The sequence below is a fragment of the Streptococcus oralis genome, from assembly GCF_965111685.1.
In the GTDB taxonomy this organism is placed as follows: domain Bacteria; phylum Bacillota; class Bacilli; order Lactobacillales; family Streptococcaceae; genus Streptococcus; species Streptococcus oralis_B.
Genome location: NZ_OZ217340.1, coordinates 1,846,305 through 1,861,023 on the forward strand (window position 1 = coordinate 1,846,305; position 14,719 = coordinate 1,861,023).

Sequence of the window (14,719 nt, forward strand, 5' to 3'; positions counted from 1 at the left end):
CACTATATTTTCACTTCCATTGATTGAACTGTCTTGGCTGCCATTACTTGACATTATATAGAAAAAACCTTAAAATAAGCTGTTATTAAAATCATCCTATCGAGGTTTTTATGAAAAAACAATCACTCTTTTTTGTTCTAGGAATTGTCTTAATCGGGACCGTTTTGCGCTCTCCTTTTACTGCTCTTCCAACCATTTTAGGAGATATCGCTCAGGGACTAGGAGTGGAGGTTAGCTCTCTTGGGATTTTAACCAGTCTCCCTCTCTTGATGTTCGCTCTTTTCTCTGCTTTTGCAAGCCGCTTGGCACAAAAAATCGGGTTGGAACATCTCTTTACTTACTGTCTCCTCCTCTTAACTGTTGGCTCTGTCATTCGGATTTTCAATCTTCCCCTTCTCTATCTAGGGACCCTAATTGTGGGAGCAAGCATTGCGATCTTCAATGTACTCCTCCCAAGTATGATCCAGGCAAATCAGCCTCAAAAGATTAGCTTCCTAACGACACTCTATGTCACTTCTATGGGGATTTCCACAGCTATTGCTTCTTATCTATCTGTCCCTATTACCCAAGCTAGTTCTTGGAAAGGTCTCATCCTTGTACTCAGCTTTCTCTGTCTAGTCACTCTGCTAGTCTGGTTGCCAAATCATCGCCACAACCACCACCTAGAAAGCCAAAAAGAAAAGCAAGTCAAAGAGAATATTCTAAAAAGTAAAGATGTCTGGGCTATCATTATCTTTGGCGGACTTCAGTCCTTGCTCTTTTATACAAGCATGACCTGGTTGCCAACTATGGCTGTTGGTGCTGGTATTTCTAATAGTGATGCGGCTCTCCTCGCTTCTATTTTCTCACTGATCAGCATTCCTTTTTCAATGACTGTTCCAAGTCTGACCACTCGTCTGTCAGATGGTCGTCGTCGAATCATGCTGGCAATTATCTCTATCGCTGGTATGATGGGAATTGCCATGCTCTTGTATCCAACCAATAATTTCCTCTACTGGTTAGTCGTCCATCTCTTGATTGGAACGGCCTGCAGTGCCCTCTTCCCCTATCTCATGGTTTGCTTTTCTCTTAAAACCAGTTCTCCTGAAAAAACAGCTCAGCTATCTGGACTAGCGCAAACAGGAGGCTACATCTTAGCTGCTTTTGGACCTGCCTTGTTTGGTTATAGTTTTGAACTTTTCCAATCTTGGATCCCAGCTGTCCTTGCTCTTCTAGTCATCGATATCATCATGACCGTCTCACTCTTTATGGTGGATCGGGCGGATAAAATCCTCTAAACTTCTAGTTTTTACTAGGAGTTTTTTATATATAAAATTTTTACACATATTTCTTGACAGGGCTTTCAACTTGAGATACAATATATTTGAAAAGAGTATATATAAAATTTTTATATAATATAAAGGAGGTTTCCCATGTACTTCCCAACATCCTCTGCCTTGATTGAGTTTCTCATCTTGGCTGTACTGGAGCAGGGGGATTCTTATGGTTATGAGATTAGTCAAACCATTAAGCTCATCGCCAATATCAAAGAATCTACGCTCTATCCCATTCTCAAAAAATTGGAAGCCAGTGGCTTTCTGACCACCTACTCTAAAGAGTTTCAGGGGCGTATGCGCAAATACTACTCCTTGACCAATCGGGGCGTAGAGCAGCTCGTTACTCTAAAGGAAGAGTGGACGCTCTATACCGACACCGTCAACGGCATCATAGAAGGGAGTATCCGCCATGACAAGAACTGACTATCTGACTCAGTTAGAAACCTATCTCCATAAACTACCTGAAGCTGACCGCATCGAAGCCATGGACTACTTTAAGGAACTATTTGACGATGCAGGTTCAGAGGGCGAAGAGGAACTCATTGCCAGTCTAGGAACACCAAAAGAAGCGGCTCATGATGTCCTCTCTAACCTCCTCGACAAAAAAGTCAATGAAGCCCCTGCTCAAAAGAATGACCGCCAACTGCTACACATTGCCCTCCTGGCTCTGCTAGTAGCTCCTATCGGAATTCCGGTCGGGATCGGCATCCTCATGGCCATCATCGGTATTATTATCGCAGCCGTCTCCGTCATTCTAGCCTTCTTCACTGTTTCGGTGACGGGTATCCTGCTAGGTGGACTCTTTATCATAGAGAGCTTTAGTGTTCTGGTCGAAGCCAAATCTGCCTTTATTTTGATTTTCGGGGCCGGTTTGCTTTCTATCGGTGCTTCTTCTCTTGTTCTACTAGGTATCTCCTATGTAGCCCGTTTCTTTGGCCTCCTAATCGTCCGCTTGGTGCAATGGATTCTTAAAAAAGGAAAGAGAGGTGACAGACATGCGTAAATTGACGAAAGGATTTCTCATCTTTGGTGTGATTTCCACGATCCTTGGTTTTATCATGATCATTGTAGGCGCCCAGTCCAATGGTATTCAAAGTTTGCTTGCCATGTCAAAAGACCCCGTCTATGACAATCGTATCGAAGAAGTAACCTTTGGAAATGAAGTGGAAAAACTTGATTTGACCCTTGAAGAACATAGCCTAACCATAACAGAGTCTGTAGATGACAAGATCCATATCAGCTATCATCCTTCCGTGTCTGGTCGTCACGATCTGACTACTGGCATGAGTGACAAAACACTGAGCGTCACTGACAAACAAGCCTCCCAACATCGTTTTCTCGGTTCAGGAATCGAAGGCCTACTTCGTATTGCCAGCAGTTATTCTCACCGTTTTGACGAAGTCATTCTCTCCCTACCTAAAGGAAGAAAGCTGCAAGCTATCAATGTCTCGGCCAATCGTGGACAAACCAATATTCGTCAAGCCAATCTTGAAAATGCGACAATCAAAACAAAAGGCTATCTCTTAAGACTAACAGAAAGTTCTATCAAGAACAGCACACTAACGACACCTCATATCATCAATATCTTTGATACCGAATTGACAGATAGCCAGGTCAAGACGGAGGGGGGACACATCTATGCTGAAAATATTCATGTTCACGGTAAGGTTGAGCTAGAGGCCCATTCCACTCTAACACTCATTCTCTCCCAGAAAGAGACTGACCGTATCAATCTAGAAATTTCTTCTCAGCATGGTGGTATCTATCGTCAACCCAAAGAAGAACATCGTGGACAAAAAGAGAATGTACTTGCCAACCCTTATAAAACCGAAAAAGCAGATATCAAGGATTTACTCATTGCAAAAGCCAACCAGGATATCTACCTACCTAAAGAGGAGCATTCTGCTCCATCTAGAAACCATTGACAAAAACGCTTTCATCTGCTAGTCTAAAGATAGAAAACGACCATAAAAAAGGAGGTTCCACCATGACACAAGAATGGTTTGAAAGCGCCGATCTTGAGAAGAAATCAGCTCAGACGAAATCGGAAATCCAGCCCGACCAACCAGAGACTTCGGAAACTGTGGAGACCGAACCACAAGCAAGCCAAGAAACTCCTATCTCACCTAAAGAGTCGGAAACGCATGAGGAGGAAGCTCCCCAAATAACGGAGGAAGACCAAACCGAGGAAGAGGGAGATGGGAAAGCTGAAGAAGAACGCAACCAAGAAAACTCTGTAAAAGAAAAAAGCATCCTCAGCAAGGCTTTAGAAAGTCCCTATATCCCAGACATTGACCCCCGCAAAACTGCTCGATTCAAAGAAGAAATCGCACTGTTTTGGACTTGGCTGCTGGACGCTATCCAAGAACCAACTGCCAGCAAGACTAGGGACCAAAAGCATCGTTATAGTGTCTTTGCCCTACTCAGCTTGCTGTCGTCAATCAACCTTTTCTTTAGTATCTATCATATCAAGCGCCTCTACTATGGCTATATGGTCTCTATTGCTAATAGTTCTCCTAATCAGCTCCCACCTTTGGATCTCTTTGCTGGACTTTCTATCTTGGTCGCTAGCGCTCTATTTTACTTTTCCATCATTTTGGGAGGCTTTACTGTCCGACGTGTGCTGGATCAGGAGAGCGACTTCACATTCCAAGAAGCCTTTGATCGGTATAGCAGACTCTTTGCTATCCCACTTGTCCTAACAGCTCTAGCAAGTTTCTTTGCACTCTTTGGTGGCTTACGATTTGCTGGCATCCTCACTCTTCTAAGCATGGCCATCTTTGCCCTTGGCAATCTCTTTGTGATTAGCAAGCCAAGTAAGACCAGTAGCCTCGACCCATTTTATCGATTCCTGCTAGCTGTCTTACTTGATGCTGCTATTCTCTTACCCTTCTTCATTGCAGAGCTTGCGCTGACAGTGGACTACCTTCGCATCCTGACATTCTTTTAACCAAAATCCCTGCCATTTGTTAATGACAGGGATTTTTATGCTTACTCTTTTTTAAACAAGGCCTACTCGATGGTTGCCAATCCTTCAAAATCTTGTCCAAGGATGGGGTGAACTTCTAATTGATTGGCATCTAATTGCTGGTAAAATGCTTCTGGTAGTGACTCTAGGAATTTTACATAATCCAAGCGAGCAATGACTTCATAGTCTTCTGCTTTTGAGCCATCACCAGAAATCTTCACTAGGTCAATCTCCCAAAAAAGCTCCTTTCCTGCCAGCTGCTCGGTATAAGGAGCTGGTACAAAGGGTTTCTTTGGCAAAATTGTCTTGACTCCCTGGGCTAGGTGGTAGATACCGTGCACCTTACCTTGGGCATCTGGGTAAAATTTCACATTGGCAAGGTAGGCATCAGATCCTTGAACCTTCTTGACCAGCTCTTCAAAACGTGCCAATCCATCCTCAGCCAAAAAGCTCTCGAGGTATTCCTTATTGAGATAGATAGGGGCCAAGAGTCCTTGGCAATAGACTAAACGAACCGCCTTATCCGCTAAATATTGCTTGACCGTTTGTCGGAAATAAGCTTCAAAGTCAAACCCTTCTAGCCCTTCTACCACTTGCCCCAACTTGCCAGATAGGGCTCGGAGAAGAGCCTCTACAATCTCCCAGTCCGCTCTAGTAAGGAAGTCTGAAATCACCACCTGATAGCCTTTTCGACTATCCGCATAGTTCACCTTGAAGAGAAATTGTGACTGGCCTACAATCCCACACTCCATGTATTCGAGACGATTGAGGGGCTGACGGAGATAGACCGCATCATAACTGTGTGACTCCAAGCCCTCCACCAAGGCCAAGATAGACTTGGCAGTCAAGACCTCCTGTTGTCCTAGAATGCTTTCTTTATTTGGGATAAAAAATGTTTTCGCCATACATGGTCTCCTTTGAAATCGTTTACATATAGTATACACTATTTTCCTGAAAGATGCAGAAACAAATTTTAGATTTTTGGGTAAAAAGCATAGAAAAACAGCCCCTCAGGACTGTTTGCTTTTTATACTGCTGTAGCTGGATCTAAACTCTCACCAAGTACTGCTAAACGCTCAATTACATCAGCTTCTGTTAATTCATGTTCTAAGACATAACGATTGCGTGGATGAACACGGCACTCATGTGAGCACCCGCGAAGGTATTTATCTTCATTTTCTTCTGACGTTAAGATACGACGGTTACAGAATGGATTGCCACAGTTAACGTAGCGTTCACATGGTGTTCCATCAAACCAGTCCTTACCAACAACGGTTGGATTCACATGGTTGACATCCACTGCGATACGCTCATCAAAGACATACATTTTACCATCCCAAAGCTCACCTTGAACTTCTGGGTCTTTACCGTATGTTGCGATACCTCCGTGCAATTGACCAACATCTTTATAACCTTCACGAACCATCCAACCAGAGAATTTTTCACAACGCACGCCACCTGTACAATAGACGACAACACGTTTGTCCATGAATTTTTCCTTGTTATCACGAACCCACTGTGGTAACTCGCGGAAGTTACGGATTTCTGGACGGATTGCTCCTCGGAAATGACCTAAATCATATTCATAGTCATTACGTGTATCTAAGACAACGGTATCTTCATCAAGTAAAGCTTCCTTGAACTCTTTTGGAGATAGGTAAGCACCAGTTGTTTCTAATGGATTAATGTCATTGTCAAAGTCATTATCTTCAAGACCAAGGTGAACAATTTCTTTTTTGTAGCGAACAAACATCTTCTTGAAGGCTTGCTCGTTTTCTTCATCAATCTTGAACCATAAGTTCTCCATTCCTGGGAGACTGTGAACATAGTCCATATATTTTTGTGTTGTTTCGTAGTCACCTGAAACTGTTCCGTTAATACCCTCATCAGCCACAAGGATACGACCTTTTAGACCGATAGATTTACAGAAGGCCAAATGATCTGCAGCGAATTGTTCCGCATTCTCAATTGGAGTATAGAGGTAGTAAAGTAAGACACGAATATCTTTTGCCATAAGATTTGTTCTCTTTTCTATTCTTAAATTTTCAGAATTTTTCATCTAACTATACTAGTATACCGACAAAGAAAAGCGATTGCAATTTATTTGACTGAAAATTAACCTCTTCTGGTTGAGGCTAGTTTTGATTTTCAATCCTACTTCTAATTCAAAACAATAAAAAAATCCTTGGAAAATTCCAAGGATTAATGTTTATGCTTTTTTAGCTTTAGACATGTAGAAGAGTTGGAGAAGAATACCAACGATAGCCATACCGATAACGATGAAGAAGGCCATTGTGTAGTCTCCTTGGTTTGCTTGGGCAAGACGTGCACCAAGCTGTGGACCAGCAATCGCAGCCACACCGTATGCAGTAAACATCCAACCGTAGTTTGTTCCTACATAAGTTACTCCCCAGTTTTCAGCAGTGATACCTGGGAATAAACCTAGGAATCCACCGAATGACAAGGCAACCATCATAACTCCAAGGATAGCCAAGATGCTTCCTGGGCCTTTGAACAAGGCTGTAAGCAATAATCCAACAGCAATTGCTCCAAACATAGCGATAACTGTAGGGTAGCGACCAATCTTATCAGATGCTGAACCCCAGAAGATACGTCCAAATGTATTAGCGATAGATACTAACATAACGAAGAGTGTAGCTTCTCCTACAAGTTGATACTGGTCAGAAATTGATGCTGCAGTACCGATGATCATCATTCCACCAGTAGCACCAAGAACGTAAATCAACCATAGAAGCCAGAAATTTCCGTCTCGAAGCATTTCTTTGTAAGTTTTACCTTCTGGTTGAGATGCTCCAGCTGCCGGTGCAGCCGCAGGAGCTTTCTCCATTACCAATGAAGAAGTACAAATAACAATTAGAAGAATGATACCTAATACTTTGAATGTTGAGTAAACACCCATAGAAGCAATCAAAGATTTGGCAACTGGACCGATAATAAGGGGACCTAACCCGAAACCTGCTGCTGTCAAACCACCAGCTAGACCTTTTTTATCTGGGAACCACTTAGTAGCAACTGAAGTAGATGCTCCATAAGCTGAACCAATACCAAGTCCTAGGACAACCCCGTAAGTGAGATAAAGGACTGGAAGAGTGGTAGCAAATCCAGTAGCGAACATACCAGCACCGAAGAGAATACCACCTAGGAATACAAATTTCTTAGGTCCTACTGAATCGATTTTAGGACCAAAAATAATCATACCAACAGGTACCATAGCAAAAGAAATACTAAAGGCTAAGGAAGTCTGAGCTTGAACCCATCCTTGACTAGCATTGGTTTCTAGGAGTGCCTTCTGAAAGACCGACCAGGCATATCCTGCACCTAGAGAGAGATTCGTTAAAATGGCCGCAGCCAAAATTAACCATCGATTGGGTGTTTTTTTCATATGAATAACCTCATGTAATATTTCTTGTTCCCAAAAGGGATAGCAAACAACTTTATATCGGATTTTCACTTACTGAGTTTCACTTGAACCTTTCATAATTTATAAAAGGTGAATAAGTTGAAATCAAATATAAATGAAACATTTAAGAAGGACTCCTGTCCGCTTCTTAAATCGAAATCCAGTTAAATTTCACAATGTTAAGCGCTTTCATCGTACTCTTATTATAAGCTAGTTCATTCTAAAAATCTACTTAATTAAACTAATAGAGGTATTAGTCCAATTAATCGATATCTATATTTTATACTGGCATTTCACAAAGTTTTTAACAAGATTTTTTACTTTTAGCTATTCTAATAAAAAAACCACTACCTCCCCCGGGAGTACCAGAGGAGGTAGTGATAACATTTTTTAGGAATGAATACACGAAATCAGTTTGTCTTATGATTTTTTGCTTTTCAAGAATTCGTCGTATTGTTTTTGCATCTCATCCAATACTTTTTGGTATGCACCTTCAGATTTCAATTTTGCCATCAATTCTGGAATAGCTTGTTCTGGGTCTAGAGTACCAGTGTTGATAGCTGTATCGAATTGTTGCATTGTGTTAGTAATTGCAGAGATTTCAGATTTCACGCTATCAGTGTTAAAGATGAATCCAAGCGCTGGAGATTCTTTAGCTTCTGCCAATTGTTTCTTAGAATCTTCGATTTGTTGGTCTGTAACGTTTTCGTTGATGTAAAGGATCCAGTTGTTACCAGTGTTCCATCCACCCATGTGAGTGTTTCCTTTGTATCCTTCAAGGACACGAACACGGTTTTCTTTACCTTCAATTTTCTCCCAGTTCTTGCCTTCTGGACCGTAAACAAGTCCGTTCAAGAGTTCAGGGTTCGTGTTCAAAAGGTTCAAGACTTCCATCGCTTTTTCTTTGTTCTTAGAGTTGTTTGAGATTACAAAGTTAGCAACTTGAGTTGTTTGGTTCTTCTTGATTAAGTCAGTGAATGGTTTGATTTGGATGTCTTTGTTAGCTACACGAGAGAGCAAGCTGTTACCGTAGTCAGCTGGTCCTACTGTTTCTTCACGAACGAACCAAGTGTCTTGTTGAAGGTCAAATGTAGTGTCGCTTGTTGCTACGTCTTTTGGAATGTATCCTGCTTCGTAGAATTTGTGAAGAGTCTTCAAGTGTTCTACGAAACGAGGCACTTCGTAACGGTTTACGATCTTAGTAGTATCCCCTTTAAGGTCGATAACGAATGGAAGTCCGTTTGCTACTGGGTAGTCAAAGTTTTCAGAAGGGATGAAGTTCTTAGTAACTGCAAATGGTACTACATCTGGAGCTTTTTCTTTGATTTGTTTCAAGACTGGTTCAAGTGTTTCATACGAGTTTACACCTGAAATGTCGATACCATATTTTTCAAGAAGAGTCCCGTTAAAGGCAAAGTTTTGTGAAGATGCAACGTTAGCCGCAACTGGAACAGCGTAAATCTTGCCGTTTACAGTATTCCCTTTGATGTAAGCTGGGTCAAGTGCTTTATAAAGCTCTGCTCCTTCTTTCTTGTACAATTCTGTCAAGTCAGCATAAGCACCTTTTTGAGCGTTTACGATGTAGTTATCTGCAAAAGCGATATCGTAGTTATCACCTGATGATGTGATAACGGACATTTTCTTACCGTAGTCACCCCATCCAAGGTATTGGATATCCAATTTAGCACCAACTTTTTCTCCGATGATTTTGTTTGCATTTTCTAGCAATTCATCCAAGTTATCTGGTTTGTCACCGATTTGGTACATTTTGATAACTGTCTTATCACCTGAAGCTGAGTCAGCAGCTTTTTTGTTGTTACCTGAAAGATTTCCACAAGCAGCAAGACTTGCAGCCAAAGCGACTACGCTAGCAGATGCAAAAGCATATTTTTTCCAGTTTTTCATGATAAAAACTCCTTTTTTTATTTTTAAACTTATAAACGATTTAATGATTTTAACTTCAGCCACTAAGATGAAGTTGGGAAGGGAGAAACGATGTTTCTCAGTAAGTCCTATTCTTTCACACCACCGATGGTCAAACCTTTTACAAAGTAGCGTTGGAAGAATGGATACAGAATGGCAATCGGAAGGGTTGCAACGACAACCATGGCCATACGTCCTGTTTCCTTTGGAAGAGCGACTCCCAGTTGACCAGAAAGACCGACTGCTTTGGCGATGTAGTCCATATTTTGTTGGATTTGCATGAGCAAATACTGCAATGGATACAAGTTGTCACTCTTGATGTAAAGAAGGGCGTTGAACCAGTCGTTCCAGAAACCAAGAGCTGTCAAAAGCGTGATGGTTGCGATACCTGGTAGCGACAATGGTAAACAGATTTGGAAGAAGATACGGGCTTCACTAGCACCATCGATACGAGCAGACTCCAAAATGGCTTCTGGAATGGTCTTCTTGAAGAAGGAACGCATCAAGATGATGTTAAATGGTGAGAGAAGCATTGGAACAATCAAGGCCCAAACTGTGTCACCTAGTTGAAGCAAACGAGTTACCACGATATAGCCTGGAACCAAACCGGCGTTGAACAACATACTAAGTAGGACGAAAACTGTAAAGAATCTGCGGTACTTAAAAGTTGTCCGTGAAATGGCGTAGGCATAAGTTGTTGTGATAAAGACGTTTGTCAAGGTTCCGACTACTGTTACAAACACTGAGATAAAGAGCGCTTGTAATATCTTATCTTTAAACTGAGCCAAAAACTCGAAGCCATCTAATCCAAACTGTGATGGGAAAAAGCTATATCCATGTTGAAGGATGCTCTTTTCATCTGTGATGGAAATCATGATGACAAAGATAAAGGGCAAGATACAAGAGAGAGCAATCAATCCAGAAATAATACTGAAGAAGATATCTGCCTTCTTACTAAAGGAGTGAATGCCGACATTATCAATTTTTGCTTTTTTAATTTTTTCTGCCATGCTTTCCTCCTTTCTAGAATAAAGCGGAGTTTGGATCGACTCGTCTTGCAAGCAAGTTTGATAGGATAACCAGAATCAAACCGACAACGGACTGATAAAGACCAGCTGCTGATGCCATACCAATATCCGCGGTCTGAGTCAAACCATTATAGACATAGACGTCTAGTACGTTGGTTACATTATAGAGCTGACCAGCATTGTGTGGGATTTGGTAGAAAAGACCGAAGTCTGCACGGAAGATGTTTCCGACTGCAAGGATGGTCAAAACAGTTATCAGCGGTGTCAACTGTGGAATCGTTACATTGCGAATCCGTTGCCACTTGCTAGCCCCGTCCACTGTTGCTGCTTCGTAGTAGGTAGGGTCAATTCCCATGATAGTCGCATAGTACATGACACTGCTATATCCGAATCCTTTCCAGATACCTAGGAAAAGGAGAAGATATGGCCAAATACTTAAGTCAGCATAGAAGTTAATTTCCTTCAATCCAATGGAAGAAAGGAAGTGGTTGATCACCCCCTTGTCAATATTGAGGAATGCATCTGTAAAGAAACTGATGATAACCCATGACAAGAAGTACGGGAACAACATAGACGTTTGGAAAATTTTAACCATTCTCTTAGAACGAAGCTCACTGAGGATGATGGCAATTCCAACCGACACAATCAAACCAATAAAGATGAATCCAAGGTTATAAAGGACGGTATTTCGAGTAATGATAAAAGCATCTCTAGAACTAAACAAGAACTTAAAGTTATCGAGACCGACCCACTTACTATTCATAATACTGTGGATAAATCCTTCACCACTCATATGATAGTCTTTAAAGGCGACCACATTTCCAAATACTGGGATGTAGAAGAATAGAATCAACCAAAGTGCCCCTGGTAAAACCATCAAAAGAAAAATCCAGTTATCTCTCAAGGTCTTTGAAAACTTTTTCATAATTTCCTCCCATTTTATTCCTAAAAACTGATTTCATCGAATTTTTAGGTTTGATAACGATTACATAATTAGTATACTCTTATTTTAAGAATAGTTTAAACTACTAATTATAGAAAAAACTCCACAAATTATTTTATGTGGAGAAGTTTTTTATAAGAAATAGGTTTCACGAGAAACACTCTGAACAAGGGACACTGTTCTTGTTTTTATACTCAATGAAAATCAAAGAGCAAACTAGGAAGCTAGCCGCAGGTTGCTCAAAGCACTGCTTTGAGGTTGCCGGATAAGACTGACGAAGTCAGTAACATATATACGGCAAGGCGAAGCTGACGTGGTTTGAAGAGATTTTCGAAGAGTATTAAGTCGTATAAATCGTCGATGCTGTTGCAATGGTGTGCCACTGGTTGGCTGTTGTGGCTGCAAAGTCTTTGTCTCCATAAAAATCGTTAAATGGTAGGATTTCGACTTCTAATTCTTCGATGCGGTCAATCTGACCTGCCAGATAAGCCTCGATGCGACTCTCTGCACGTTTGATCCTTTGTAAGAGTCCGCCTATACGGATATCAACCGTATCCAAACCAAAGACCTTGTTTTCTTTCAGCCATTGGTGGCTAAAGAGTTTGTGGAAGGTTTCAATCTCGCTTCTGAGTTTTGGCAATTCTTGTCTTGCGATTTCTTTCAGATTTTCTTTATCACCCACTTGGTAAGCCTGACGAATGCGTCGTCCTACATCAACCTTGCTGCTTAAAATAGCATTCAACTGAGCCTGAGCTTCAAAGAGATAGGCGTAGATGCCTGCTTTATCTTTGATAGCAGCAAGAGTTTCAGCCGCTTGAGCGAAGTGGGGCTTGTCCTGTTCAGGTGTCATGTGTCGATCAAGAATCGGACAGAGAACATCCTGATAAAAGACATAGCGGTTGGGATTGATCCCACTGAGATTGCCTGGTAGGTCTGGCAAGAGATTAGCTAGGTCAATCTGCATAAAGTCCTCAACCGATAGACCCGTATTGGTCATGAAGTGTGCAGACAAACGGTCTAGGTCATTGCGGTAGCAGAGTTCTGCCCAGATTTGCAAGCTTGGTAGGATAGAAAACTGAGCTGTCTCACCGCCATTATCTCCCCAACCAGTCACGATGACTTCTTTGATCTGATTAGCACGACAAGCTTTATTAGCCTCAATAGCCACTAGACGGCTGAAATGGTTGTGAGGCGTAAAACCAATCCACTTCCAAGCACCACCTGCAAAGGCGATATCTTGGCTAATCTTGTGGTGATTGCGGAAGTTACGATTGTACTTTTCTTCGCTATCTTGGTAATAATCCCAATAAACCAAGGTCACACGGTCTTTGAGACGGTCTAAATAAACGCGAGTTTCCTCAGGAATTTCCACATCACGGTCGTACTGGCCATCTGCTGACATGAGTTTGAAAAACATGTCGCTCCACATTTGGCAGTGGAAACCATACTTGTCGGCAATATCCAGCACGCGCTCCAAGTGTTGGCACATGAGGAGACTACGGTCCACAACACCGTTCAAAATGAGGTAGCGCCCCAAACCAACCAAGTGAGCTTCGTCCATCCCGATATTGACTTTGCGTGTCTGCAGTTTAGACAGAGTGGCAAACATCCCGTCAATCAAATCATAAACCTTTTCTTCACCGATAAGGAGAATGTCCTCTACATCACGGAGTTCTTGCACTTCTTTGACACCCCATTTAACGAAGGCTGACAAGTGGGCCAAGGTCTGGATGCAAGGCACAAAGGTCATGTCAAACTGCTGGGCGTAGGCTTCTATTTCCTGCAACTCCTCAGCCGAATAAGCTCCACGGAAATAACCAAAGTAGGGTTGCCCCTCAATCTGGTAGGTGTCTTCCATGTAAAGTTCAAAGGTTGAATAACCCATGAGAGCCAAGACTTCAATCATCTGCTTGGCAGAAGCCACTTTCAGAACCGCATTTCGCGAACAGTCTGCCATGTAAGCCAACTCTTCGTAAGCAGCTTGTTCTTCAATCTCTACCTTATCACCATCTTTTAAGGCGCTTGCTAGCAAGGATAGACCGCGATACAGTTGGTGAGGTTTGTCATAAGTCAGTTGATAGTGGCCGCCCTCACCCTTGATAGAGATGGAGGCCTGATTAGACTGAGCGACTTCCACTTCTACATCTGGTAGCGAAATGTGCTTTTTAAACAACTCTAATGCTTGCGCTTGTTTGGGACTAAGTCCTGTAAAAATTACCATTGGTTTTCCTCCTGCAACCAGTTGACAAGGGCACCATAGAGATTGGCATCTGCATGATAGGTGCAAGCTTGGATAACTGGTGCGACCGTGTATTCTTCGTAGGTTTCGACAAATTCATCGACAGCTTTTTTGACGCCTTGGATAAAATCTGGATTTTGACTGATAGAGCCTCCCAGACTAATGACATCTGGATCGATCAGATACTGGATATTGAGCAAGCCTTGAGCCAGATTACGGTTCATACGCTCAATGGCTTCTTGGCAAAGAGCATTCCCGACTGCAGCTTCTTGGTAAATCTTGCGACCGTCCCAGTCAGTCTGACCAGATTTTTCAATTACGTAGCGAACCATGTTTCCTGTAGATGCTAGTAGCGACCAGTTGTTGAGTTTTTCAGCTGGTTCAATGGTTGTCATATAGCCAAACTCACCACCTAAGCCGTGGCGACCACGGTGAAGTTTCCCATTGATAATCATAGCTCCGCCGATCCCTGTCCCAATCACGACACAAGCTGCATTTTCAATCTCTGGGTGAGCCAGCAGTTCACTCAGTCCAACACAGTTGGCATCATTTTCCAGATGGACAGGTAGCTGATAAGAGCTAAGCGCCTCATACCAAGAAAAGCCGTGGATATAAGGTACGGCACTGATTCCCTCAATCACCCCTGTTTCTTGATTGACCGCGCCTGGAACACTCATAGCAATGCCCTTATAATCTTGTTCTGCCAAGCGTTGGTTTAGCCAAGCTAGTAATTCCTCCAAGTTTTCTGGCGTCGGTGTACTTGTCTTATCTAGTATTTTTCCATCAGGAGTCAGACTGGCAAACTTAATCCCAGTCCCTCCGATATCAATGGTTGCAATTGTCATATTTTCACCAAAAAAGGGGCGAGTCAGTAGTTAATC

Annotated in this window: 13 protein-coding genes; 5 read left to right on the top strand and 8 right to left on the bottom strand. The window is 42.2% G+C overall.

From position 1 onward, the window contains the following. Positions 1-110 precede the first annotated feature (110 nt). The 5 genes from ACLV7H_RS09465 (at position 111) to ACLV7H_RS09485 (ending at position 4,266) form a co-directional block, all read left to right on the top strand. Positions 111-1,277 carry a CynX/NimT family MFS transporter gene (locus tag ACLV7H_RS09465; protein ID WP_411867015.1) on the top strand — a complete coding sequence of 389 codons (1,167 nt, stop codon included), beginning with the start codon at positions 111-113 and terminating at the stop codon, positions 1,275-1,277. A 135-nt stretch (positions 1,278-1,412) separates the two neighbouring features. Next, positions 1,413-1,739: a PadR family transcriptional regulator gene (locus ACLV7H_RS09470; RefSeq protein ID WP_411867016.1), complete on the top strand. Its 327-nt coding sequence runs from the start codon at positions 1,413-1,415 to the stop codon at positions 1,737-1,739. After that, the gene (locus tag ACLV7H_RS09475; RefSeq protein ID WP_411867017.1) at positions 1,726-2,319 is read left to right on the top strand and encodes a DUF1700 domain-containing protein; all 594 of its coding nucleotides are present in this window, start codon (positions 1,726-1,728) and stop codon (positions 2,317-2,319) included. The genes ACLV7H_RS09470 and ACLV7H_RS09475 overlap by 14 nt, the downstream gene beginning before the upstream one ends. Further along, entirely contained in the window at positions 2,312-3,241 is a 930-nt protein-coding gene (locus tag ACLV7H_RS09480) for a DUF4097 family beta strand repeat-containing protein (protein ID WP_411867018.1), read from the top strand. Before ACLV7H_RS09475 ends, ACLV7H_RS09480 begins: the two co-directional genes overlap by 8 nt. A gap of 62 nt (positions 3,242-3,303) precedes the next feature. After that, on the top strand, positions 3,304-4,266 hold the full coding sequence (locus ACLV7H_RS09485) for a DUF6574 domain-containing protein (RefSeq protein ID WP_411867019.1): 963 nt from the start codon (positions 3,304-3,306) through the stop codon (positions 4,264-4,266). A gap of 62 nt (positions 4,267-4,328) precedes the next feature. Here ACLV7H_RS09485 and ACLV7H_RS09490 read toward each other — a convergent pair whose 3' ends face one another. The 8 genes from ACLV7H_RS09490 to ACLV7H_RS09525 form a co-directional block, all read right to left on the bottom strand. Then, positions 4,329-5,189 carry a DUF4299 family protein gene (locus ACLV7H_RS09490; RefSeq protein WP_411867020.1) on the bottom strand — a complete coding sequence of 287 codons (861 nt, stop codon included), beginning with the start codon at positions 5,187-5,189 and terminating at the stop codon, positions 4,329-4,331. Between the two features lie 122 nt (positions 5,190-5,311). Continuing rightward, complete coding sequence (locus ACLV7H_RS09495; RefSeq protein WP_250307881.1) at positions 5,312-6,298, bottom strand: rhodanese-related sulfurtransferase; 987 nt, start codon at positions 6,296-6,298, stop codon at positions 5,312-5,314. A 195-nt stretch (positions 6,299-6,493) separates the two neighbouring features. Then, positions 6,494-7,687, bottom strand: a complete 1,194-nt coding sequence (locus ACLV7H_RS09500; RefSeq protein WP_045592708.1) for an OFA family MFS transporter — start codon at positions 7,685-7,687, stop codon at positions 6,494-6,496. A gap of 438 nt (positions 7,688-8,125) precedes the next feature. Continuing rightward, complete coding sequence (locus ACLV7H_RS09505) at positions 8,126-9,610, bottom strand: ABC transporter substrate-binding protein (protein ID WP_045592706.1); 1,485 nt, start codon at positions 9,608-9,610, stop codon at positions 8,126-8,128. Between the two features lie 107 nt (positions 9,611-9,717). Beyond that, positions 9,718-10,638: a carbohydrate ABC transporter permease gene (locus tag ACLV7H_RS09510; RefSeq protein ID WP_000818291.1), complete on the bottom strand. Its 921-nt coding sequence runs from the start codon at positions 10,636-10,638 to the stop codon at positions 9,718-9,720. A gap of 13 nt (positions 10,639-10,651) precedes the next feature. After that, complete coding sequence (locus ACLV7H_RS09515) at positions 10,652-11,581, bottom strand: ABC transporter permease (RefSeq protein WP_045592702.1); 930 nt, start codon at positions 11,579-11,581, stop codon at positions 10,652-10,654. A 358-nt stretch (positions 11,582-11,939) separates the two neighbouring features. Then, positions 11,940-13,820: a beta-N-acetylhexosaminidase gene (locus ACLV7H_RS09520; protein ID WP_411867021.1), complete on the bottom strand. Its 1,881-nt coding sequence runs from the start codon at positions 13,818-13,820 to the stop codon at positions 11,940-11,942. Further along, the gene (locus ACLV7H_RS09525) at positions 13,814-14,683 is read right to left on the bottom strand and encodes an ROK family protein (protein ID WP_411867022.1); all 870 of its coding nucleotides are present in this window, start codon (positions 14,681-14,683) and stop codon (positions 13,814-13,816) included. Before ACLV7H_RS09525 ends, ACLV7H_RS09520 begins: the two co-directional genes overlap by 7 nt. Positions 14,684-14,719 lie beyond the last annotated feature (36 nt).